The 23,030-nt window shown below is 67.6% G+C and carries 23 protein-coding genes and 1 tRNA gene; 5 read left to right on the plus strand and 19 right to left on the minus strand.

The features are described 5' to 3' along the window. Nucleotides 1-26: 26 nt before the first annotated feature. From AC07WC_RS03870 to AC07WC_RS03895, 6 genes are all read right to left on the minus strand, one after another. Entirely contained in the window at nucleotides 27-581 is a 555-nt protein-coding gene (locus tag AC07WC_RS03870) for a NuoB/complex I 20 kDa subunit family protein (protein ID WP_019182677.1), read from the minus strand. After that, the gene (locus tag AC07WC_RS03875; protein ID WP_026069699.1) at nucleotides 572-928 is read right to left on the minus strand and encodes an NADH-quinone oxidoreductase subunit A; all 357 of its coding nucleotides are present in this window, start codon (nucleotides 926-928) and stop codon (nucleotides 572-574) included. Before AC07WC_RS03875 ends, AC07WC_RS03870 begins: the two co-directional genes overlap by 10 nt. Before the next feature lie 112 nt (nucleotides 929-1,040). Then, nucleotides 1,041-1,125, minus strand: a tRNA-Leu gene (locus AC07WC_RS03880). A 49-nt stretch (nucleotides 1,126-1,174) separates the two neighbouring features. Then, nucleotides 1,175-1,615 carry a preprotein translocase subunit SecG gene (gene secG, locus AC07WC_RS03885; protein WP_123730889.1) on the minus strand — a complete coding sequence of 147 codons (441 nt, stop codon included), beginning with the start codon at nucleotides 1,613-1,615 and terminating at the stop codon, nucleotides 1,175-1,177. Between the two features lie 55 nt (nucleotides 1,616-1,670). Next, nucleotides 1,671-2,426 carry a triose-phosphate isomerase gene (gene tpiA, locus AC07WC_RS03890; protein WP_495208842.1) on the minus strand — a complete coding sequence of 252 codons (756 nt, stop codon included), beginning with the start codon at nucleotides 2,424-2,426 and terminating at the stop codon, nucleotides 1,671-1,673. 572 nt (nucleotides 2,427-2,998) lie between these two features. Beyond that, on the minus strand, nucleotides 2,999-3,934 hold the full coding sequence (locus tag AC07WC_RS03895) for an isopenicillin N synthase family dioxygenase (protein WP_495208843.1): 936 nt from the start codon (nucleotides 3,932-3,934) through the stop codon (nucleotides 2,999-3,001). Between the two features lie 397 nt (nucleotides 3,935-4,331). Between AC07WC_RS03895 and AC07WC_RS03900 the strand changes: the two genes are divergently transcribed. Beyond that, nucleotides 4,332-5,483: a glycosyltransferase family 4 protein gene (locus AC07WC_RS03900; RefSeq protein ID WP_495208844.1), complete on the plus strand. Its 1,152-nt coding sequence runs from the start codon at nucleotides 4,332-4,334 to the stop codon at nucleotides 5,481-5,483. Then, a complete protein-coding gene (locus tag AC07WC_RS03905; RefSeq protein WP_495208845.1) occupies nucleotides 5,470-6,324 on the plus strand; it encodes a polysaccharide deacetylase family protein in 855 nt (284 codons plus the stop codon). Before AC07WC_RS03900 ends, AC07WC_RS03905 begins: the two co-directional genes overlap by 14 nt. A 72-nt stretch (nucleotides 6,325-6,396) precedes the next feature. Here AC07WC_RS03905 and glmM read toward each other — a convergent pair whose 3' ends face one another. The 5 genes from glmM to trpB all read right to left on the minus strand — a co-directional run bounded on the left by glmM (nucleotide 6,397) and on the right by trpB (nucleotide 11,507). Beyond that, on the minus strand, nucleotides 6,397-7,749 hold the full coding sequence (gene glmM / locus AC07WC_RS03910) for a phosphoglucosamine mutase (RefSeq protein WP_495208846.1): 1,353 nt from the start codon (nucleotides 7,747-7,749) through the stop codon (nucleotides 6,397-6,399). Then, nucleotides 7,749-8,633, minus strand: a complete 885-nt coding sequence (gene accD / locus AC07WC_RS03915; protein WP_019182669.1) for an acetyl-CoA carboxylase, carboxyltransferase subunit beta — start codon at nucleotides 8,631-8,633, stop codon at nucleotides 7,749-7,751. The genes glmM and accD overlap by 1 nt, the downstream gene beginning before the upstream one ends. A gap of 138 nt (nucleotides 8,634-8,771) precedes the next feature. Beyond that, nucleotides 8,772-9,584, minus strand: coding sequence for a tryptophan synthase subunit alpha (gene trpA, locus AC07WC_RS03920; protein WP_495208847.1), 813 nt, complete (start codon nucleotides 9,582-9,584; stop codon nucleotides 8,772-8,774). 1 nt (nucleotide 9,585) lies between these two features. Then, nucleotides 9,586-10,284 (minus strand): hypothetical protein, encoded by a 699-nt coding sequence (locus AC07WC_RS03925; RefSeq protein ID WP_495208848.1) that lies wholly within the window; start codon nucleotides 10,282-10,284, stop codon nucleotides 9,586-9,588. Next, nucleotides 10,281-11,507, minus strand: coding sequence for a tryptophan synthase subunit beta (trpB, locus tag AC07WC_RS03930; RefSeq protein ID WP_495208849.1), 1,227 nt, complete (start codon nucleotides 11,505-11,507; stop codon nucleotides 10,281-10,283). Before trpB ends, AC07WC_RS03925 begins: the two co-directional genes overlap by 4 nt. Before the next feature lie 95 nt (nucleotides 11,508-11,602). Here trpB and AC07WC_RS03935 point away from each other — a divergent pair, with 95 nt between their 5' ends. Beyond that, nucleotides 11,603-12,493: a LysR family transcriptional regulator gene (locus AC07WC_RS03935; protein WP_495208850.1), complete on the plus strand. Its 891-nt coding sequence runs from the start codon at nucleotides 11,603-11,605 to the stop codon at nucleotides 12,491-12,493. 73 nt (nucleotides 12,494-12,566) lie between these two features. Here AC07WC_RS03935 and AC07WC_RS03940 read toward each other — a convergent pair whose 3' ends face one another. The 8 genes from AC07WC_RS03940 to prmB all read right to left on the minus strand — a co-directional run bounded on the left by AC07WC_RS03940 (nucleotide 12,567) and on the right by prmB (nucleotide 20,826). Next, nucleotides 12,567-13,223 (minus strand): phosphoribosylanthranilate isomerase, encoded by a 657-nt coding sequence (locus AC07WC_RS03940; RefSeq protein WP_495208851.1) that lies wholly within the window; start codon nucleotides 13,221-13,223, stop codon nucleotides 12,567-12,569. Then, nucleotides 13,220-13,993, minus strand: a complete 774-nt coding sequence (truA, locus tag AC07WC_RS03945; RefSeq protein WP_046273243.1) for a tRNA pseudouridine(38-40) synthase TruA — start codon at nucleotides 13,991-13,993, stop codon at nucleotides 13,220-13,222. Before truA ends, AC07WC_RS03940 begins: the two co-directional genes overlap by 4 nt. Nucleotides 13,994-14,041: 48 nt before the next feature. Next, entirely contained in the window at nucleotides 14,042-14,425 is a 384-nt protein-coding gene (locus AC07WC_RS03950; protein WP_495208852.1) for a VOC family protein, read from the minus strand. Continuing rightward, nucleotides 14,422-16,470, minus strand: coding sequence for a motility hub landmark protein FimV (locus AC07WC_RS03955; RefSeq protein ID WP_495209103.1), 2,049 nt, complete (start codon nucleotides 16,468-16,470; stop codon nucleotides 14,422-14,424). The genes AC07WC_RS03950 and AC07WC_RS03955 overlap by 4 nt, the downstream gene beginning before the upstream one ends. A gap of 88 nt (nucleotides 16,471-16,558) precedes the next feature. Then, entirely contained in the window at nucleotides 16,559-17,584 is a 1,026-nt protein-coding gene (locus AC07WC_RS03960) for an aspartate-semialdehyde dehydrogenase (protein ID WP_495208853.1), read from the minus strand. A 164-nt stretch (nucleotides 17,585-17,748) separates the two neighbouring features. Continuing rightward, on the minus strand, nucleotides 17,749-18,804 hold the full coding sequence (locus AC07WC_RS03965; RefSeq protein WP_495208854.1) for a 2-hydroxyacid dehydrogenase: 1,056 nt from the start codon (nucleotides 18,802-18,804) through the stop codon (nucleotides 17,749-17,751). Continuing rightward, a complete protein-coding gene (aroC, locus tag AC07WC_RS03970) occupies nucleotides 18,797-19,900 on the minus strand; it encodes a chorismate synthase (RefSeq protein WP_495208855.1) in 1,104 nt (367 codons plus the stop codon). The genes AC07WC_RS03965 and aroC overlap by 8 nt, the downstream gene beginning before the upstream one ends. Beyond that, nucleotides 19,897-20,826 (minus strand): 50S ribosomal protein L3 N(5)-glutamine methyltransferase, encoded by a 930-nt coding sequence (gene prmB / locus AC07WC_RS03975; protein ID WP_495208856.1) that lies wholly within the window; start codon nucleotides 20,824-20,826, stop codon nucleotides 19,897-19,899. Before prmB ends, aroC begins: the two co-directional genes overlap by 4 nt. A 673-nt stretch (nucleotides 20,827-21,499) precedes the next feature. Between prmB and AC07WC_RS03980 the strand changes: the two genes are divergently transcribed. Both AC07WC_RS03980 and asd read left to right on the plus strand, forming a co-directional pair. Further along, on the plus strand, nucleotides 21,500-22,150 hold the full coding sequence (locus AC07WC_RS03980) for an SCO family protein (protein WP_495208857.1): 651 nt from the start codon (nucleotides 21,500-21,502) through the stop codon (nucleotides 22,148-22,150). Then, entirely contained in the window at nucleotides 22,147-22,989 is an 843-nt protein-coding gene (gene asd, locus AC07WC_RS03985; protein ID WP_495208858.1) for an archaetidylserine decarboxylase, read from the plus strand. Before AC07WC_RS03980 ends, asd begins: the two co-directional genes overlap by 4 nt. Nucleotides 22,990-23,030 lie beyond the last annotated feature (41 nt).

Genomic DNA, 23,030 nt, shown 5'->3' on the forward strand with positions numbered 1-23,030 from the left:
TTGGCGTGCTCTTGTCAGGAGGGATGTCAGCGGGCGATGGTCTGCGTACGCCAGATCTTCTTCTGCAACTGCAGGATCCCGTACACCAGCGCTTCGGCGGTAGGTGGGCAGCCGGGGACATAGATGTCCACCGGCACCACGCGGTCACAGCCACGCACTACTGCATAGGAGTAGTGGTAGTAGCCGCCACCGTTGGCGCAGCTGCCCATCGAGATGACCCACTTCGGGTCCGGCATCTGGTCATAGACCTTGCGCAGGGCCGGAGCCATCTTGTTGACCAGGGTGCCGGCCACGATCATCACGTCGGACTGACGCGGCGACGGGCGGAACACCACACCGTAACGGTCAAGATCCAGGCGCGCCGCGCCGGCGTGCATCATTTCCACTGCGCAGCAGGCCAGGCCAAAGGTCATCGGCCACATCGAACCGGTACGCGCCCAATTCAACAGCGCATCGACGCTGGTGGTCACGTAGCCCTTTTCGAGCAGGGGGTTGTCGCCTTCGGGGCGCAGGATGTCATCGACCCGCCCTTCCGGGACCGGGTTGTTCATCAGGCCGTCGAGCGTCTGAATTACTCCCATTCCAGCGCTCCCTTCTTCCAGACGTAAATGAAACCGAGGAAAAGCATGCCTACGAAGAGGCCCATCGTGACCAGCGAACGTGCGCCCAGCTCCATGAAGACCTGGGTCCACGGCACGATGAAGATGATTTCCAGATCAAATACGATGAACTGAATCGCGATCAGGTAGTAGCGCACATCGAACTTCATGCGCGCGTCCTCGAAAGCCTCGAAGCCGCATTCGTACGGCGAGAGCTTTTTAAGATCAGGACGTCGGGGACCGAGGAATCGGCCAACCAGCATCAGCGCAACGCCGATACCGGTGGCAACGATCAGAAACAGCAGAGACGGCAAATATTCGGCCAGCACAGCGATTCTCTCTTGCCTCTGCCGCTGCGCCTGCAGGCGCTTTGGCATGGGGGAGTGGACGGATACCGCTACCTGGCGCTTTGCGCGCCAGACGAACCCGCTTACAAACAAATGGTGCCCAAGAGGGGACTCGAACCCCTACGACTCTCGTCGCTACCACCTCAAGGTAGTGCGTCTACCAATTCCGCCACCTGGGCTTACGATCGCACCGGTTGTTCCCCAGTGCGCCGCATATTGTAACCGTCTTCAGCGAGTCTGGGTGCCTTCCGAAGGCTTTTCTTCACCAGATTTCGGAGTTTCTGCCTGAGCCGGCACAGTGGCCGACGGAACAGGCTGCTGCACCGGGGTTTCCGGGGCCTTCGGCACGGCCGGAAGCTCACCTGCCGGTGCGGCCGGCGCAGTGGCGGCCGGCGCCGACATCAGGCCGAGGTCCTGCTGTGCCGCCGGGCGCGAGCCATGGCTGGCGTACCAGGCCATGAAGAGGCTGATGCCGAAGAACACCACGGCCAGCCACTTGGTCGACTTGGACAGGAAGTTGGACGCGCCACGCGCGCCGAACACGGTGCCCGAGGCGCCGGCACCGAAACCCGACCCCGCGGCCGCGCCGGAACCACGCTGCATCAGGATGAGCGCGATCATGGCCACTGCGACCAGCACGTAGACCACATTGAGGATCAACATCAGCATTTCGAATCCGTCCTCGGACATGTCGTGCCGGCGGTTGCGCCGACAACGTAACTAATTAGCGCCCCGCCGCCGCGGCAGCGATGGCAAGGAAGTCCGCGGCCACCAGCGAGGCGCCGCCCACCAGCCCACCATCGACATCGGGCTGTGCGAACAGTTCCGCGGCGTTGTCGGGCTTCACGCTGCCGCCATAGAGGATCGACAGTGAATCCGCAATTCTAGCATCGAGCTTGGCCACTTCGCCACGGATGAACGCGTGGACCTGCTGGGCCTGCTCCTGGGAGGCGGTCCGGCCGGTGCCGATGGCCCAGACCGGTTCATAGGCGACCACGGCCTGGGCGAAGCCGGCGGCACCGACCAACGCCAGGACCGGGGCCAGTTGGGCGGCGATGACCGCCTCGGTCTGGCCAGCTTCGCGCTGCTCGAGGGTTTCGCCGACGCACAGGATCGGGGTCAGGCCGGCATGCAGGGCGGCGGCGAACTTGCGCGCGACCAGTTCGCTGCTCTCGCTGTGGTACTGGCGGCGTTCGGAGTGGCCGACCAGGCCATAGCGGGCGCCGACTTCGGCCAGCATGGTGGCCGAGACTTCGCCGGTGTAGGCGCCCTTTTCGTTGCTGCTGACGTCCTGGGAGCCGAAGGCGACGGCGCGCCCTTCAAAGGCTTCGACCAGTTCGCCCAGGTACGGCAGTGGCGGCAGGACCACGACCTCGACGCCCTGCAGCGGCAGGTCGGCAACCAGGTCACTGACCAGGTCGGTGGCGAATTGGCGGCTGCCGTGCAGCTTCCAGTTACCGGCGACGATCTTGCGGCGCATGGCGGGGCTCCTTTGGGTATCAGCCGGCCATGATAACGGATGCAACGAAATGACGTTGGTGGGAAAACGCTTACATTTCAATTGGATATTTATTTTTCCCTGCGGGCGCAAGTCAAAAGCAAGGGCGACGGGGGCGGTGGACGTGCCCGGGCTGGGCGGGCGTGGGTGGGTTGGCGGGACCCGCCGTGAACCCATCCATGGGGGCTCGTTATGCGCCATCCATGGCGCAAAACGGTCCCGCCAACCCACCCACGCCCACCCTCTGACAGTGGGTCGGCTTGCATGGCACGACTAGGACGCGGTGGGTCGGGGCACTGACCCTGCCCTTGCCCTCCGGCGAGAAATCTCTAGGGGGCGAGCGCTGCCGTGCCCAGCCGGGACCGTCGGGCGCCAAGGATGGCGCCCGTCGAGCCCCCAGGGATGGGTTTACGGCGCGTCCCGGCTGGGCATGGCAGCGATCGCCCAACACGTAGCAGCGAATAGCTGAATGCAGCAGGGCCAGTATGTCTGGAGCCGGCCAGCGGCCGGCACTACTGGAATGAAGAAGGCCGCCTTTCGGCGGCCTTCGTGGCTTATTTCAGCTTGATCTCGCGCAGGCGCTCTTCCAGGAAGCCGTGGGCGGTGATCGGCTCCGGGTAGCGGCTCGGGTTTTCCGGGGTGATGCAGGTCGGCAGCACGTCGATCAGGAAATCCGGGTTCGGGTGCAGGAAGAACGGCACCGAGTAGCGCGGTTGGCGCGCCTGCTCGCCCGGGGGATTCACCACGCGGTGGATCGTGGACGGGTACACGTGGTTGGTCAGGCGCTGCAGCATGTCGCCGATGTTGACCACGATGGTGTCAGCGTCCGAGGTGAAGGGCACCCACTTGCCCTCGTGCGACTGGACTTCCAGGCCGGCCGCGCTGGCACCGACCAGCAGGGTGATGAAGTTGATGTCGCCATGGGCACCGGCGCGCACGTTCGGGATGTTTTCGGCGGTGATCGGCGGGTAATGGATCGGGCGCAGGATGGAATTGCCGTGGTTGGTCTTGTCGGCGAAGAAGTCCTCCGGCAGACCGATGTGCAGCGCCAGCGCCGACAGCACCCGCGAGCCCAGTGCGTCCAGCGCCTGGTAGATCCCGTAGCCGCGCTCACGGAAGCCCGGGACCTCACTCGGCCACAGGTTGGGGGCCATCACGTCACGGTACGGGGAGTCGTCCGGGATCTCCCGGCCGATGTGCCAGAACTCTTTCAGATCAAAGTGCTGCGAGCCCTTGGCGGTCTCCACGCCGAAGGCCGTGTAACCACGCGCGCCACCGCTGCCCGGCACGTGGTACTGGCGCTTGGTCTCTTCCGGCAGCGCGAAGAAGGCCTTGAAGACCTCATAGGCGGCGTCGATGTCAGCCTGCGGAATGCCGTGGTTGCGGATGCCAGCAAAGCCCCATTCGCGGTAGGCCGCACCCAGCTCAGCCACGAACGCATCGCGGTCGGTGTCGAAACGGGTGATGTCGAGGGTGGGGATCTGGCTCACAGCGATTCCTGCTTGTTCATGGTGGTCGGTGGGCCAGCTGTGGCCCGGCTGAACATTGTGCCAGATCGAGCCAACCCCGCCACCGATACATTGATACAAACCGATACAATGCGCGCGCCCAGACGGCCAGAACGGGCCAACGGTGGTGCCCATGCGCCGCCCCCTCTACTCCTTGCGTCGCCCGGTCCGCCTGATGGATGCCCTGCCCTCCCCCTCATCGCCCATGGCGTTGCGCTGGCTCACGCCGACAGGGGCGCGCCCGTGTCCAATGCACCCGCATCACCTCCCACCCACGGCACCGCACAGCGCATGGGATGCGCCGGCGCAGTCCCGCAGGCAATGACGACGGCCGCCCGTGCATGCCGCGGGCGCGTTTCCACACATGGACTGTCCACCGATGAACGCTCCACTGAAAATTCTCCATACCGAGGCTGCCAAGGGATTTGGCGGACAGGAGATCTACATCTACCGCCACATGCTGGCGATGCGCGATCGCGGCCATGACGTGTCGCTGCTGTGCCAGCCCGGTGCCCGGCTGGGCGAGATGGCGCGCGAAGCCGGCTTCACCGTTCACTCGCTCAAGATGGGCGGCCTGCTGCGGCTGCTGCGCGGGATCTGGTCGGTCTCACGCCTGGTGCGCCGCCAGCGCTATGACGTGGTCAACACCACCAGCCGCCGCGACAGCCTGATCGCGGCCGCCGGTGCCCGCCTGGGCGGCACGCCGCTGGTAGTGCGCTCGCGCCACCTGATGAGTCCGATCAACTCACTGCTGACGTATACCGGCCTGCCCCACCGCGTGATGACCGTGAGCAGCTTCGTGAAGAAGCTGATGGTCGGCCGCGGCATCGCCGATGCGCATGTGGGCATCGTGCCACCGATCGCGGTGCCGCCGCAGTGGTCGCAGATCGCCAAGCGCGACCCCTGGCAGTGCCTGCAGGACACCCGTGCGGAAGTGCGCGCCGAGCTGGGCTTCAGCGACGACCAGATCGTGGTGGGCTGCGTTGCCGTGCTGCGCGAGCCCAAGGGTCATCTGGAACTGGTGCAGGCCATGGCACCGCTGTGCCGTGCCGATCCGCGCGTGCAGCTGGTGATCGTGGGTGACGGCCAGCCGGTGATGGATCGCCTGCTGGCCCTGCGCGCGCAGCTGGGCATCGCCGCACAGGTGCATCTGCTCGGCTACCGCCAGGGCGCTTGCCGGCTGATGACCGGCTTCGATATCTTCGCCCTCGCCACGCACAAGGAAGCCGCCGGCACGGTGTTCCTGGAGGCCGCTTACGTGGGCGTGCCGATCGTGGCCACGCGCGTGGGCGGCGTGCCCGAAATGGTGGTGGAAGGCAGCAATGCCCTGCTTGCCCCGCTGGGCGACCAGGCCGCGCTGACCAACGCACTGCGCACCTTGATCGAACAGCCCGACCGCCGCCAGCAGATGGGCCTGGCCGGCTGGGAATGGATGCGCAGCGCACACCGCTTCACCCCGACCGGTCACACTGAAGCGACCGAACACTATTACCACCAGTGGTTGAAGGAACTGGGCCATGGCAAACGCTAGATCCGTCCCGGTGCTGATGCACCACCATGTCTCCCCCTCGCCGGGGATGATCACGGTCTCTCCCGAGAACTTCGAGAGCCAGATCGCCTGGCTGGCGGCCAATGGCTGGACCTCGTTGACGCTGGACCAGTACGCCGGGTTCCTCGCAGGCAAGCCGACACCGGCCAAGTCGATCGTGATCACCTTCGATGACGGCTACCTGGACAACTGGGTGTATGCACACCCGATCCTGGCCAAGTACGGCATGCACGCAGTGGTGTTCGTGGTCACCGGCTGGATGGGGGAAGGCGATGTCCGCCCGCATGCGGGCCAGCCCAGCGCCACCCTGCCCGCCACGCCGGACCATCGCGGCTGCGAGGCGGCGATCCTGCGCGAGAGCCGTCCGGACGACGTGATGATGCGCTGGAGCGAGGCGCGCGCGATGATCGCGGCGGGCACCTTCGAAGTGCACTGCCACACGCACACGCATACCCGCTGGCTCAAGCAGGACATCTCCCGCGAGCACAAGCGCCAGGGCATCAGCGGCGACCTTTCGGTGGCGCGCGACGTCCTGCAGCAGCAGCTGGGCGAGGTCTCGGACACGCTGTGCTGGCCGTATGGCGACTTCGACGAGGACTATGTGCAGATCGCCCGGGCGCAGGGCTTCAAGTACCTGCATACCACCCATCCGTTCGGCCGCAACGTGGTCGGTGGCGACCCGGAACACATCTACCGTTTCGCGATCCGCAACCGTCCGGCCAGCTGGCTGCGCAAGCGCATCGCCTACAGCTACCACCCGCTGATCGCGCCGCTGTTCAACCGCTTCAAGGCGAAGAAGAAGAAGATGGTCGCGGGGCCGTAACAGGTCGCCTCCGCTGCAACGAAAACGCCCCGGCTTCCCGGGGCGTTTTCAGTTTCCGGCTCACCGCCCGGCTCAGGCCGCGGCCGCCGCCTTCACCGCCGCCGAGAGGCTGTCCAGCGTGGACTGCATCAGTTCGGCACTGTCGGCCTCGACGGTGACACGCACCACCGGCTCGGTGCCCGACGGGCGCAGGAACGCGCGGCCGCGCCCCTTCACCGCCTGCTGCGCGGCCGCCAGCGCGGCCTGCACGCTGTCGGCCTGTACGGTGGCCTTGGCAGCCCCCTGCAGACGCACGTTGACGGTCTTCTGCGGCACCTTGTTGAGCACCGACAGCACCTGGCGCAGGGTCGTGCCATCGCGACGCAGCACCTCCAGCACCTGCAACGCGCTGACGATCGCATCACCGGTGGTGGCGCGGTCCAGGCACAGCAGATGACCGGAGGCTTCGCCACCGAGCACGCCGTTGTTTTCCACCAGCGCCTGATGCACGTAGCGGTCACCGACGTTGCTGCGCTGGAACGGGATGCTCAACCGTTCCAGGGCCTGCTCCAGGCCGAAGTTGGTCATCAGCGTACCGACCACCGGTCCATGCAGGCGACCATTGCGCTGCCAGGCCTGGGCCAGCACGAACAGCAGGTCATCGCCATCGACCGGATTGCCCTGGTCATCGGCCATCAGCACGCGGTCGCCGTCGCCATCGAAGGCGATGCCGAAATCAGCGTCGACCTCGCGCACTTTCGCGGCCAGATTGTCGATGTGCATCGAGCCGACGCCATCGTTGATGTTCAGGCCGTTCGGCGCATCGCCGATGCTCACCACCTCGGCCCCCATCTCGCGGAACAGCAGCGGGGCGACGTGGTAGGTGGCGCCGTGCGCGCAGTCGAGCACGATCTTCAGGCCACGCAGATCGAACCCGCGCGGCACGCTGGCCTTGCAGAACTCGATGTAGCGACCGACCGCATCGCGTGCGCGCATCGCCTTGCCCAACCGCTCGGACTCGACCGTGGTGAACGGCGCATCGAGCGCTGCTTCCAGGGCCAGCTCGGTGGCGTCATCGAGCTTCTCGCCATCGGCGGAGAAGAATTTGATGCCGTTGTCATAGTGCGGATTGTGCGACGCACTGATCACGATGCCCGCATCCGCACCCAGGGTGCGGGTGAGGAAGGCCACGGCCGGCGTCGGCATCGGGCCGAGCAGCTGCACGTCCGCGCCGGCCGCGACCAGCCCGGCCTCCAGCGCGGCTTCGAACATATAGCCGGAGATGCGCGTGTCCTTGCCGATCACCACCACCGGGCGGCGCCCGTTGCGCTCGGTCAGCGCGCGCCCCAGCGCGTTGCCCAGGCGCAGCACGAAATCGGCGGAGATGACGCCCTCACCGACCTTGCCGCGAATACCGTCGGTGCCGAAGTACTTGCGCGCCGACATCAGGCGGCCGCATCCGGGGCGGGCGCCGGCTGGCGCGCCAGCATGGCCAGGATCTCCGACAGGCGATCGCGCATTTCGCGGCGGTCGCAGATCTGATCGATGGCGCCGTGCTCGAGCAGGAACTCCGAGCGCTGGAAGCCCTCCGGCAGTTTTTCACGCACGGTCTGCTCGATCACGCGCGGGCCGGCGAAACCGATCAGCGCCTGCGGCTCGGCGATGTTGATGTCGCCCAGCATCGCGAACGAGGCCGACACGCCACCGGTGGTCGGATGGGTCAGCACGGAGATGTACGGCAGCCCGGCATCGCGCAGGCGCCCCAGCGCGGCCGAGGTCTTGGCCATCTGCATCAGCGAGAACAGGCCTTCCTGCATGCGTGCGCCGCCGCTGGCGGAGAAGCATACGTAGGGCGCACCGATCTCCAGCGCCTTTTCAGCGGCCAGCGAGAAACGCTCACCGACCACCGAGCCCATCGAGCCGCCCATGAAGGCGAAATCGAAGGCCGAAGCGACCAGCGGGCGCCCCTTCATCAGGCCCTGCATGGCGATCAGGGCGTCGTACTCGCCGGTGTTCTTCTGCGAGGCCTTGATGCGCTCACTGTACTTCTTCTGGTCCTTGAACTTGAGCAGGTCCGTCGGTCCCAGGCGCGCACCGATCTCGGTGGTGCTGTCCGCATCGAACAGCGCGGCCAGGCGCGCGCGCGCGCGGATGGCCATGTGATGGCCACACTTGGGGCAGACTTCCAGGTTCTCTTCCAGCTCAGGACGGTAGAGCGCGCTGCCGCAGCTGCTGCACTTCTCCCACAGGCCCTCGGGGACGCTGCGCTTCTTGCTGGGGACGTTGTCGGTGCGGATGCCAGACGGCATCAACTTGCTGAGCCAACTCATGCGGGATGCTACTTCCGTTCAGGGCGGCCCGGGGGCCGCAAAGGCGGACAGTCTAGCTCACCGTTTCCATGCTCGGGCACCCCCCGGCGGTTCCCGGGGGGCTGACCTAAACCATTCTGGTACGTACGTTTGCGTGCTTCAGGCGGCGTCGAGAGCGCGTCGCAACGGCGTGAGGAATGCCTGCGCCGCCGCTGCTGCGCTCGCGGCATCGGGCGCCACGCCCAGCACGGCAACCAGCGCACTGCCTACCACCACGCCATCGGCTTCCACCGCCATCGCGGCGGCGCTGGCCGCATCCTTGATGCCGAAGCCAGCCACCACCGGCACGTCCGACCGGTGGCGCAGGTCGTGCAGGCGGGCACTGGCGGCGCTGCTGTCCAGACGCTCGGACGCGCCGGTCACACCAGCGAAGCTGACGTAGTACAGGTAGCCCCGGGCCATCGCGGACAAGGTATCCAGGCGTGCGTCCGCCGTGGTCGGCGACGCCAGCAGGATCAGCGCCAGGCCGGCCGCGGTGAAGATCTCCCGGGTCTCGGCGGCTTCTTCCGGCGGCAGGTCGACCAGCAGGATGCCGTCCACTCCCGCGGCGATCGCCGACTGCGCGAAACGCGCCGTGCCATGGATCTCGATCGGATTGAGGTAGCCCATCAGCACCACCGGGGTGGTGGCATCGTCACGGCGGAACGCCGCCACCGTTTCCAGCACGTAACGCAGCCCTGCCCCGCGCGCCAGCGCGCGCTCGGAGCTGCGCTGGATGGTGGGGCCGTCGGCCATCGGGTCGGAGAACGGCACCCCGAGCTCGATCACGTCCGCGCCTGCGGCGGCCAACGCGTGCATCACCGGGACGGTGGCATCCAAACCCGGGTCGCCGGCGGTGATGAAGGGAATCAGCGCCTTGCGACGTTCATCGCGCAGGCGGGCAAAACAGGCATCGATACGGTCCACGGACATCTCAGGCACATCCTTCAATCAGTTCAACGGCGCCACTGGCGCCCCAGTACAGCTTCGATATCACCCCGTCGAAGATCTCCAGCCGGATCGCCAGATCCGAGCCGGGGTCCTGCCAGGTCAGGTATTCACCCGTTTCCGGGTCATAGGCATGCGGCGCTCGGGTACTGCCGGGTGGCAGCCGCTTGAGCGCTTCTTCACGGGTCATGCCCAGACGCAGCCCGAACGGCCCCGGCTGGGTGATGGCCTCGTAGGACTCCTCGATCGGGGCCAGCTCGAAGCGCTGCACGTGATCGTCCTCGACCATCATCGACACGCCTTCGGGCAGGTTGCCCCGCTCGTAGTACTCGCAGGCGCCGCTGGGCTCGCCCTCGCTCAGCCCGGCCGAATGCCAGGGGCCATCGGCGGCGAGTTCGGTGAAGCGCTGCCCGATCAGCACATCGCCGGCGTGATCCAGCGCGACCGAGACCACCGAGGGCGCAGCCTCGTCAGCGGCGGCGGCGTCCACCGCGGCAGCCGGCGCCGGGTCGTCCTCGATCGGGCGGTTGGCGATGTCATCGTCATTGCTGGCCACCTCCCGTGCTGGCGCGACCGCGCCCACCGCAGCGGCGGGCGCCGGCAACACCGGCGGATCGGGCGGCGTACATCCGGTCAGGCTGACCACCATCAGCAGCGCACTTCCCTGGCGCAGCAGCGGATTCACAGGACCAGACCCTCACGCGCCGCGATGGTGTGCACGTCTTTGTCGCCCCGGCCGGACAGGTTGCACAGCACCAGCTTGTCGCGCGGAAGATCGCGCGCGATCTTGATCGCCTGCGCCACCGCATGGCTGGATTCCAGCGCGGCCAGGATGCCTTCGCTGTGCGCCAGCTGGTGGAACGCGGCCAGCGCCTCGTCATCGGTGACGCCGACATATTCGGCGCGCCCGGCATCGGCCAGGAATGCATGCTCCGGGCCGACCCCCGGATAGTCCAGGCCCGCCGAGACCGAATGGGTTTCGGTGATCTGGCCATCGTCGTCGCAGATCACATAGGTGCGGTTGCCGTGCAGCACGCCCGGACGCCCGGCCGCGATGGAGGCGGCATGGCGGCCGGTCTCGATGCCATCGCCGGCCGCCTCGGCGCCGACGATGCGCACGTCGCGATCGTTGAGGAACGCATGGAACAGGCCGATCGCGTTGCTGCCGCCGCCGACGCAGGCGGTGATCGCATCGGGCAGGCGGCCGTAATCGGTGAGCATCTGCGCGCGGGCCTCGCGGCCGACGATCGCGTTGAAATCGCGCACCATGCGCGGATACGGGTCTGGACCGGCCACGGTGCCGATGATGTAGAAGGTATCGCGCACGTTGGTGACCCAGTCGCGCATCGCTTCGTTGAGCGCGTCCTTGAGCGTGGCCGAGCCGGAGGTCACCGGCACCACCGTCGCGCCGAGCAGCTTCATGCGATAGACATTGATCTTCTGCCGCTCGATGTCGGTGGCGCCCATGTACACCACGCACTCCAGGCCCAGGCGCGCGGCCACGGTGGCACTGGCCACGCCGTGCTGGCCGGCGCCGGTCTCGGCGATGATGCGCTTCTTGCCCATCCGCGCGGCGAGCAGTGCCTGGCCGATGGTGTTGTTGATCTTGTGCGCGCCGGTGTGGTTCAGGTCTTCGCGCTTGAGCAGGATCTGCGCGCCACCGACCTGCTGGCTCAGGCGCTCGGCATGATAGATCGGGCTGGGACGGCCCACGTAGTGGGTCAGGTCCTTGTCATAGGCGGCGATGAAGGCCGGATCGCGACGCGCCGCGTCATAGGCGGCCGCCAGCTCCTGCAGCGGCCCGATCAGGGTCTCGGCGACGAAACTCCCGCCATAGCGGCCGAAATGGCCATTGGCATCGGGATAGGCGTGGAAATCGACGATGGGGGAGGTGGGGGATGCGGACATAGCGCGACAGCCGGTGGAGACAGGCTGACAATTTAACGCACCTGTCATGACAGGAATATCGATAATATCTGCCACGACCTGTCAGGAAAACTCACATGACCGACGGACCGTTGCCCCCGCTCAATGCCCTGCGCAGCTTCGAAGCGGCCGCCCGCCTGGGCGGGGTCGGCCGGGCCGCCGAGGCCCTGCATGTCACCCATGGCGCGATCAGCCGCCAGTTGCGCCTGCTCGAAGAACATCTGGGCGTTGCGTTGTTCCGGCGGGAAGGCCGTGGCCTGCGCCTGACTCGCGCCGGCGAGGACCTGCAGGCCGCCTGCGAGGGCGCCTTCGAACAGATCCGCGAGGCGGTGGTGGCGCTCAAGCGCCAGCAGCGGCCCGAAGCGCTGGTGCTCGGCTGCAGCGGCAGCATCCTGGCGCGCTGGATGATTCCGCGCCTGCAGGCGCTGCAGAGCGCCCTGCCCCAGCTGCCATTGCACTGGTCTGCCCAGGACGGCAGCTTCACCGCCGGGCAACAGGATCTGGATGCGGTGCTGCTGCTGGCCCAGCCACCGTGGCCGCGCGGCTGGCAGGTGCGGGAACTGGCCCCGGAGCGCGTGGGCGTGGTGGTCAGTCCACACCACCCGGCCGCGGCACGGCTGCGGCATCAACCGCCTTCCGCGCTGCTGGGCGAACCGCTGCTGCACACCACCTCACGCCCGCAGGCGTGGCCGGCATGGGCCCTGTCGCATGGGCTGGATCCGGCGCAGCTGCAGCTGGGCAGCGGCTTCGAGCATCTGTACTACCTGCTGGAAGCGGCGGTGGCCGGGCTGGGCGTGGCGATCGCGCCCGAGCCCTTGGTGACCGATGAACTCGCCGCGGGTCGGCTGCTGGCGCCGTGGGGATTCGGCGCGACCGGCGGATTCTGGGTCCTGGCGACGCCCGAGGACGCCGCGGATCCGCGGGTGGATGCCTTGGCCGGGTGGCTGCAGGAGCAGTTGGACGGATGAGTGCACGGGTGCATCAGGCTGCCGGCCAACGGCCGGCACTACCGGGTGCTGGCGCCTGGCCAGGGAAGGCGGATCAATCCGCTTCGTGGCAGTCCGCGCGGCGGACTTCTTCCACGAACTTGCGCATCTTGTAGCCGTCCTTGATGCCCGGCTCGGACTCGATGCCGCTGGACACATCCACGCCCCACGGGAGAGTGGCGACGATGGCGTCGAACACATTGTCCGGAGTGATCCCACCGGCCAGCAGGAACGGCCGGTGCAGGCCGGTCGGCAGGCGGGTCCAGTCGAAGGCCACACCGGTTCCGCCACCGCCACCGGGGGCGTGGCTGTCGAACAGGAAGCCGGCGGCGCTCGGATAGCGCAGCTGCAGTTGGCGGGCGTTGACCTCGTCCTTGCCGCCCATCGCCACGGCCTTCAGGTAGGGCATGTTGAAGCTGCGGCAGAACGACTCGTCTTCCTCGCCATGGAACTGCAGCAGGGTCGGCCGCACCGTGCGCAGCACCTCGCGCACCTCTTCCTTGGTGTTGTCGCGGAACAAGGCCACCACATCCACCATCGGCGCGATCGCCTGGCGCATGGCGCGCGCTTCGGCCGGGGCGACCCGGCGCTTGCTCTCGCGGGCGAAGATGAAGCCGACCGCGTCCACGCCGAGTTCGCCGGCCAGGCGCACATCGCCGGCACGGGTCATGCCGCAGAACTTGATACGGGTGCGGTAGAAGGAGCGGCTCATAAGGTGACCTCGGCAGGCAGCTGCCAGTTGTCGGGGTACAGGGGACCAACGAAGACCAATCCCTGCGGCGGAGCGGTCGGGCCGGCCACGGTACGGTCGCGCCCGGCCAGCAGTTGCTCCATCCACGAGACCGGCTGCTCACCACAACCGACCAGAATCAGTGAACCGACGATATTGCGCACCATGTGATGAAGGAATGCATTGGCCTGAACGGCAACCTCCACCACCTCGCCCTGGCGGGTCACCGAGAGTGACTGCATGTTCCGACGCGCGTGCAGGGCCTCGCACTGCACGCTGCGGAAGGCGCTGAAGTCGTTCTCGCCCAGCAGGGCCTGGCCGGCCGCATGCATCAGCCCGGCATCCAGCGGCCTGCGCTCCCAGCTCAGGGTCTGCCGGTACAGCGCCGGGCGGACCTGGCGGTTCAGCAGCCGGTAGCGATAGCGGCGCGCGCGCGCGGCGAAGCGTGCATGGAACTCATCGGCCACCGGTACGCACCAGCGCACCGCGATCGATCGCGGCAGGCGGGTGGTGGTACCCAGCATCCAGCTGCGCGGATCGCGCACGACGTCGGTATCGAAATGCACGACCTGGCATTCGCCATGCACGCCGGCATCGGTACGCCCGGCACACACGACCTGGATCGGTGCATTGGCCACCGAGGACAGCGCCTCCTGCAGGCTGGCCTGCACGCTTGGGCAGCCACTCTCACCGAGCTGCTGCCAGCCTTTGAATTCGCTGCCGTCGTATTCCACGCCCAGTGCGTAGCGCATGGTGAACCTCTGTGTTTTGGGGGACCGGCGCAGGCGCCGGGTAGTGCGTCAGGCAGCGTCGCGCTCGGACCACACGGCCAGCTCGTTGCCGCCGGGCTCCAGGAACTGGAACCGGCTCCCGCCCGGGAAGGCGAACACCGGCTTGGTCACCTGCCCGCCCTGGGCCAGCACGGCCTCGAGCATCGGCTGCAGATCGTCGGCGTAGATCACCAGCAACGGAGCGCCACCTGCGGAGGCGGTCTGCGGCGCGGCACGGAAGAAACCGCCCTGGAAGCGACCGTCGTCGAAGGCGGTGTAGTCCGGACCGTAATCCACGAACGACCAGCCGAACGCCTGTTCGAAGAAGCGGCGGCTGGCGGCGGGATCGCGCGAGGCGAACTCGACGTAGTCCAGGCGGCGCTCGCGCACTGCTACCGGGCGGGCGTCGCTCATCCCAGCCGCGCCAGCAGTTCGCGCGCCTCGGCCTGGCTGTGCGGATCGGCGCCGACGGCGACTTCATGCAGCAGGGTGCGTGCGGTCTCGGCGTCACCGAGGTCCAGGTAGGCGATCGCCAGCTCCAGGCGGTCGCGGCCGGGGCTGCCGATGGGGGCGACGGTGGCCTCATGGGCGACCGGGACGGCCATCTCGACGGTGTCGTCCGCGCTGGCGGTGACCGGCGCAGCGTCGTCGCCAACGCGATCATCGGCCGCATCCGAGCGGTGTTCCTCAGCGGTCACCGGCTCGTCCGGGAACTCGAACACGCCGCGGAACGAAGGCTGCGCCGCGGCTTCCAATGCGTGGGCCGGCGGCTCGATCAGCGGCGCCGGTTCACGGAACAGCGCATCGTCCACCGTCACATGCTGCGCGTCGGCGTCGATACCGTAGGCCGACGCAGCGGTGGCCTCGACCTCCGGCAACACCGGCGCTTCGTCCGTCACGTTGGCACTCCAGTGCGGCGCATCCAGGCGATCCTGCGGCTGCGCATCGTGCGTGGAGGGAGCCAGCGAGAACACCGGCTCGCGGCGGAGGCCGGCGTACACATCGGCCTCTGCAACGGCTTCTTCGTCGGGCACGCGATGCGCGTCGTCGCGTTGCGCGGCCGGTTCGTCCACATGATCGGCCGTCGGCACGGCGGCGGCCAGCGAGGCGCCGCCGTGCCCATCGTTCGCCAGCGGCGGCAGTGGCGACGGCTTGCGACGCCGCACCAGCGCCCACCCGCCGACCACCAGCAGCAGCACGACCAGGCCCAGCCAGTACCAGCCACTGCTGGCGCTGTCGCGGCTGCCGGGTGCCTGCTCCAGACGCTGCTGCGCGGCGGCCAGGTCGGTGTCCTTCATCGCGATCAGCGACTGCTGCTGCGCCTTGAGCTTTTCCAGCTCGGCCACGCGCTCACGCAGTTCCTGGATCTCGGCATCGCGCGTGGCAACGTCTTCTTTGGCCTGTCGCAGTTGTTCGTTCGCCAGCATGTCGCCCTCGGTGCCGGCAGCGGTGCCGGTGGTTGTACCTGCGGTGGTGCCCGCGGCGGCAACGGCCGGCGCGATTTCAAGGCGAGCGCCCTGGTTGGCGGCCGGGGCCGCGGTTGCCGGTGCCGGTGCAGCGGCGACGCCACTGTCGGCCGGTTGCGGGATCGCCGCCCGCGATTGCCGCCACTGCGCGGTGTGTTCGCGCACGATCGCCGCGGCCTGCTGCGCATCGATCTGCGCCAGCGCATCGGCGCCTGGCGTGCGCAGCACCGCGCCCTGTTTGAGCAGGTTCACGTTGCCACGGATGAAGGCGTCGGGGTTGGCCCGCAGCAGCGCGATCATCGCCTGGTCGCGGTTGATGCCCTGCTCCCGGGCCAGCGAGCCCGCGATCTGCGACAGCGTCTGTCCGCGCTGCACGGTGACGCTGCCATCGGCCGCCGCAACCGGCGCGGCGGGTGCAGCGCGTGGCCCGGCCGGGCGCGACGGGGCCGCCGGTTCGGCGCGGCGCGGCGGCGTGGCCGCGACAGGTGCCGCCTGCGGTGCCGGCTCACGAATGATGGCATTGGACATCGCGCCAGCCGGGGCGACGATCTCCGGCTCGGCCACGGCGGCCGCGCTGTTGGGCGCGTCCACCAGCGCGGAGTACTCACGGACCAGGCGGCCCTGCCCCCAATCGGCTTCAATCAGGAAATTCAACGAAGGCGTCGCCACCGGCGCATGGCTGCTTACGCGCACCACGGCGCGGCCCTGCGCATTGCGGGTCAACTCGAACTGCAGCTCGCTGACCAGCCCGGACGGCGGCTCCAGCCCGACCCGGGCAAACGTCGCCGGCGAGGCCAGCGCGACGCGGAGGTTTTCCAGCTCGGACGGATCGGCGGAAATGACGGGGATTTCGGCCAGCAGCGGCTGGCCCGGCTTGGACAGCACCCGGATATCGCCCAGGCCCAGGGCCATGGCGGAACTGCTGGCCAAGGCCAGCAGCAGCGTCGACACATACTTGAGCGGACGCAGTGCGCCCGGAGCCCGGTTCTTCATGGCGGCCAATATAACGGCTCCCCCCGTGATCGGCGATGTTTCGATGCGGGTGGTCGGCGGCATCCCCATGCCGCCGACCACCGCGCGATCAGCCTTCGGCAGCGACCAGCTCGGCCAGCTGCACCGCATTGAGGGCGGCACCCTTGCGGATGTTGTCCGACACGATCCACAGGTTCAGGCCACGCGGATGCGACAGATCCTCGCGGATGCGGCCGACGTACACCGCATCGGTGCCCGAGGCATGGGTGACCGGGGTCGGGTAGCCGCCGGCTTCATGCTTGTCGACCACTTCCACGCCCGGCGAACGCGCCAGCAGCTCGCGCGCCGCGTCCGGGGTGACCTTGTCGCGGGTTTCGATGGTGACCGCTTCGGAGTGGCCATAGAACACCGGCACGCGCACCGCGGTCGGGTTCACCAGGATGCTGTCATCGCCGAGGATCTTGCGGGTTTCCCAGACCAGCTTCATTTCTTCCTTGGTGAAACCGTTGTCCTGGAAGTCATCGATGTGCGGGATCAGATTGAACGCGATCTGCACCGGGAAGCGCTGCGGGTCGATGTCCTGGAAGCTGAGCAGCTGGCCGGTCTGCTTGCCGAGCTCTTCCAGTGCCGAACGACCACCGCCGGAAACGGACTGGTAGGTCGCCACGTTGATGCGCTCGATGCCGTACTGGCGGTGCAGCGGGGCCAGGGCGACCAGCATCTGCATGGTCGAGCAGTTCGGGTTGGCGATGATGCCGCGCGGGCGGTGCTTCAGCGCCTCCGGGTTTACTTCGGAGACGACCAGCGGGACGTCATCGTCGTAACGGAAGGCCGAAGAATTGTCGATCACCACCGCACCGGCCGCGGCGAACTTCGGACCGAACTCCAGGGAGACGCTGCCACCGGCGGAGAACAACGCGATATCCACGCCGTTCGGATCGAAGGTGCCCAGGTCCTGGACCTTGATCTTCTCGCCCTGGTATTCGATCTCGCCACCGGCCGAACGCGAGGACGCGAGCAGGCTCAGCGTGGCGATCGGGAAGTTGCGCTCGGCCAGGATGGCCAGCATGGTTTCGCCGACAGCACCGGTGGCACCGACGACGGCGACGTGGAAACGACGATCTGGATTGCTCATGGGGGAACCTCGTGTTGGGTGTACCGACCTGTGGCCGATACGTAACGTGCGTTGGGGATATGTACCGACCAACGATCGGTACCTGCCGTGCCTTGGAGATAGGTGCCGACCATCGGTCGGTACCTGCCGGTTCGGGAACCTCGCCTGTTGGCCAGCGCGGTTCCCTATCGTTTTGCGTCGTCGATTTTTTTGCCGCCCACGGTCGCGTCGCCGGTTTTCACCGCAGCGACAGCCTCGGCGTTGATGGCGCTCGGCGGATGGCCGGCATCCGGACCCTGCCCCAGTGCAGCGGTCAGGTTGTCCACGGCCAGCTGCACCATCGCCCGGCGCGTGGCCTGGCTGGCACTGCCGATGTGCGGCGTCAGCACGATGTTGTGCAGGGCGAGCAGTTCCGGGCGCACCGTCGGCTCGCCTTCGAACACGTCCAGCCCGGCCGCGGCCAGGCGACCGTTGGCCAGCGCATCGGCGAGCGCCAGCTCATCCACGATGCCGCCACGGGCGATGTTGATCAGGGTGGCGGTCGGCTTCATCTTCGCCAGCGCGGCAGCATCGATGATGTGATGCGAGGCGGCGTTGTACGGCAGCACCAGGACAAGGTGATCAACCTGTGCCAGCAGGGTATCCAGGTCCACGTACTGCGCGCCGACCTCGGCCTCGGTGGCCTCGGGCAGCCGCGAGCGGTTGTGGTACAGCACGCGCATGCCGAAGCCGTGCGCACCGCGGCGGGCGATGCCCTGGCCGATGCGGCCCATGCCGAGGATGCCCAGCGTGCTGCCGTGGATGTCCGCACCGAGCATGGTCTGGAACGACCACTGGCCCCAGTGGCCATCCCGCAGCCAGCGCTCGGATTCGGTGATGCGACGCGCGGTGGCCATCAGCAGCGCGAAGCCAAGATCGGCCGTGGTGTCGGTCAGGACATCCGGGGTGTTGCTGGCCAGGATGCCGGCGGCACTGAGCGCGTCGATATCCAGGTTGTTGTAGCCCACACCGACGTTGGCAATCGCACGCAGCTGGGGCGCGTTGGCGATCTCCGCCGCGCCGATGCGTTCGTTCAGGGTGATCAGCGCGCCATCGACGCCGGCCAACTGCCCGGCCAGCATCTGCGGCGTATAGCGGGTGACGTCGCCGGTCATGGTCAGGTCGAAATGCTGCCCGAGCTGCTCGACGACATCGTCGAACAGGGGCTGGCTGACCCAGACCTTGGGGCGCGGATCAGCCATCGATCGTGCCGGGGATGCGCGGGGTGATCTCGCCGACATCACCACACTGGGCGCGGTGGCGCAGCGCCTGGTCCATCAGCACCAGGGCCATCATCGCCTCGGCGATCGGCGTGGCACGGATGCCGACGCAGGGATCGTGACGACCGGTGGTGATCACCTCGACCGAGGCACCGCTGGCATCCACCGTGGCACCGGGCAGGCGCAGGCTCGAGGTCGGCTTGAGCACGATCGAGGCGGTGACCTGCTGGCCGGTGGAGATGCCACCGAGGATGCCGCCGGCATGGTTGCTGGCAAAGCCCTGCGGGGTGAGCAGGTCACGGTGCTCGGTGCCCTTCTGCGCGGCGCTGGCAAAGCCGTCGCCGATCTCCACGCCCTTGACCGCGTTGATGCTCATCAGCGCGGCCGCCAGATCGCCATCGAGCTTGCCGTAGATCGGCTCGCCCCAGCCCGGCGGTACGCCGTCAGCCACCACGTTGACGCGCGCACCGACCGAATCACCGGACTTGCGCAGCGCATCCATGTAGCTCTCCAGCGCCGGCACCTGATCGGCGACCGGCCAGAAGAACGGGTTGTCTTCCACCGCCGCCCAGTCGAAGCCGGCCGGGGTGATCTCGCCCAGCTGCGAGAGATAGCCACGCACCGTGACGCCATGACGCTGCAGCAGCCACTTCTTGGCGATGACACCGGCGGCGACACGCATGGTGGTTTCGCGCGCGGACGAGCGACCGCCACCACGCGGGTCGCGGATGCCGTACTTCTGCCAGTAGCTGTAGTCGGCATGGCCCGGACGGAACTGCTGGGCGATGTTGGTGTAATCCTTGCTGCGCTGGTCGGTATTGCGGATCAGCAGCCCGATCGGGGTGCCGGTGGTACGGCCTTCGTACACCCCGGACAGGATCTCGATCTCATCGGCTTCGCGCCGCGCGGAGGTGTGCCGGCTCTTGCCGGTCGCCCGCCGCTGCAGGTCGTGGGCGAATTCGTCGGCGCTGATTTCCAGCCCCGGCGGACAGCCGTCCACCACGCAGCCGATCGCCGGACCGTGCGATTCGCCGAAGGTGGTGACGGTCAGCAGTTTGCCGAAGCTGTTGGAACTCACGGCCGCTGCGCTGCCAGTTCGGTGATGCGGGCACTGTGCGCGATCAGTTCGCGGCACTCGACGGCGAAGATGCCCATCTGGCCGACCTTGAACTCGACCCAGCGGAAATCCACTTCCGGCAGCAGCTTGTACAGGTGCTGCTCGGATTCACCCACTTCACAGATCAGCAGGCCGTCCTCGCTCAGGTGCAGCGGGGCATCACGCAGGATCTTCAGCACCAGGTCCAGGCCATCGTCGCCGGCACGCAGGCCCATTTCCGGCTCGTAGGAATACTCCTGCGGCAGGGCATCGGTCTCGTCGTTGGTGACGTACGGGGGATTGGTGACGATCAGGTCGTAATGACGGCCGGTCAGGCCGTTGAACAGATCCGACTTGAGCAGGGTGACGTTCTGCGTCTGCAGCCGCTCCTTGTTCTCTTCGGCCAGCGACAAGGCCTCGTCGCTGAGGTCGACGCCGTCCACTTCCCAGTTCGGGTAGTAGTGGCCCATGGCGATGGCGATGCAGCCCGAGCCGGTGCACAGGTCGAGGGCGCGATGGACATCGCGGCCGGCCAGCCACGGCTCGAAGCCGCACTCGATCAGTTCGGCGATCGGCGAGCGCGGCACCAGGGCGCGCGCGTCGCTCTTGAAGCTCAGGCCGGCGAACCAGGCCTCACCGGTGAGGTAAGCGGCCGGGATGCGCTCGTCGATGCGGCGCTGGAACAGCTCCAGCACGCGGACCTTTTCGTCCTGCAGCAGGCGCGCCTGGCCGTAGGCGGGGCCAAGGTCGTGCGGGAGGTGCAGGCTGTGCAGGACCAGCTGGGTGGCTTCGTCCAGGGCGTTGTCGTAGCTGTGCCCGAAGGTCAGCCCGGCGGCGTTGAAACGGCTGGTGCCGTAGCGGATCAGGTCGATGATCGTGTGGAGTTCGGCGGCCGTTTCGGCGGTCATGGCGGGGCAACAGGCAATGTGGCCCCCGATTATAGGCGCTGGGGCGGGCCGGGGCATCCGTTGCAGTCGAAACGAGCCGAAGCCGAAGCCAAGGCCAGGATCAAGACAGAAGCCAATGCGGCGGTTGCCAGTCCGTCGGCTGGCGTGGCAGGGGTGGGAGGGCGGGACACGCCGTAAACCCATCCCTGGGGGCTCGACAAGCGGCATCCATGCCGCTTGACGGTCCCGCCCTCCCACCCCCGCCACGCCTTTGACAGTGGGCTGGTTCTTTCGGAAACAGCCAAGGCCAAGGCAGCTGGCGCGGCTCACACGCCGAAGACTGTTTTTGCAGCGCCGAGCCATGCTTGCATTTCGCAAACAGCAGCGAGTGTCCTGCCACCCAGATGCGGAGGTTTCGACGCTCGGCTGTGCAATTGGCTCTGCTTACCCATCCGCGTCGGCCAACTGTCGAGGTGGCGGCACGGGTGGGGTTCCGGGACCGTTGAGCAGCATGGATGCTGCTCACGAGACGCCAGGGATGGATTCACGGCGGGTCCCGGAACCCCACCCGTGCCGACGCCCTGAGCCGAAAGTCGGTAGCGTCGCTCCAGGTGGCGGTAACGGGAAACGCCCCCACGGGACGCCGCCGCCCGCATCCCTCTATCATGGTGGCTACTTCCGGGACGGGGCCCTTATGTTCAATCGCAATGTCGGCATCATCCTGCTGATCGCCCTGGCCGCCGGGTTGGGCCTGGTCGTGGCGCAGAAGGTCTTCGCGCCCACACCGGGCGGTGACCGCCCTGCCACGGAGTCGATCACGTTCTATCCGCAGCCGCGTCCGCTGCCCGATTTCAACCTCAGCCAATCCGACGGCACCCGCCTGATTCCCGGCGAGTTGAAGGGCCACTGGACCCTGGTGTTCCTCGGCTTCACCTTCTGCCCGGACGTCTGCCCGACCACGCTGGCCGATCTGGCCCAGGCCCAGAAGCAGTGGGAAGCCCTGCCCGAGACGCTGCGCCCGCGGCTGGTCTTCATTTCGGTCGATCCCGAGCGCGACACGCCGGCACGACTGGGCGAGTACGTGCATGCGTTCCACAAGGACACCCTGGCAGCCACGGCCGATGTCCCCTCGCTGGAACGCTTCGCCACCTCGCTGGGCTTCGTGTTCCAGAAGGTGCCGGGCAAGCATTTCGATGAAAACCCCGAGGATTACACCCTCGAACACTCGGCCAGCCTGGCCGTGCTGGACCCGGAAGGCCGCCTGGCCGGCCTGATCCGCCCTCCTTTCCAAGCGCAGGCGATCGCCCGCGACCTGCACCTGCTGACCGAGAAATCCGCCCCATGAGTTTGATGACCACGCTGAGCTACGCCCTGCCCCACCGCCTGCTGTCGTCGATGGCGCGCAGACTGGCGTATTCCAGCAACCCGCGGGTCTCGCGCTGGCTGATCGATACCGTGACCGCCAAGTTCGGCGTGAACCTGGCCGAAGCCGCCAATCCGGACCCGCGCAGCTACCCGACCTTCAATCAGTTCTTCACCCGCGCGCTGAAGCCGGGCGCGCGCGTGGCCGATGCCGATCCGCGCACGCTGGTGATGCCGGCCGATGGCCGGATCAGCCAGCTGGGCAAGATCGAGGACGGGCGCATCTTCCAGGCCAAGGGGCAGTCCTTCACCGCTGCCGAGCTGCTGGGCGATGCCAAGGATGCGGAGGTGTTCCACCACGGCCTGTTCGCCACCGTGTATCTCTCGCCGAAGGATTACCACCGCGTGCACATGCCGTGGACCGGCACGCTGCGCGAGACCGTGCATGTGCCGGGGCGGTTGTTCAGTGTCGGCCCGGCCGCGGTGAACAAGGTGCCGGGGCTGTTCGCCCGCAACGAGCGCCTGGTCTGCCACTTCGATACGGACTTTGGCCCGATGGTCTCGGTGATGGTCGGCGCGCTGCTGGTCTCCGGCGTGGAGACGGTGTGGGGCGGCGAGGAGATTCCGGCCTACGGCGATACCATCACGCGCAAGGATTACCGCGGCAAGGGCATCACCCTGGAGCGCTTCGCGGAGATGGCGCGCTTCAATTACGGTTCGACCGTGATCGTGCTGCTGCCGCCGGGCGTGGCCGAGTTCGCGCCGCATCTGGATGCCGAGCATGCGGTGCAGCTGGGGCAGGCGCTGGCGACCCTGACGTAACGGGAGTGCCGGTAGAACCTGCGATCCGCTCCAACAAAAAC

It is taken from the genome of Stenotrophomonas sp. GW821-FHT01H02A (genome assembly GCF_059422145.1).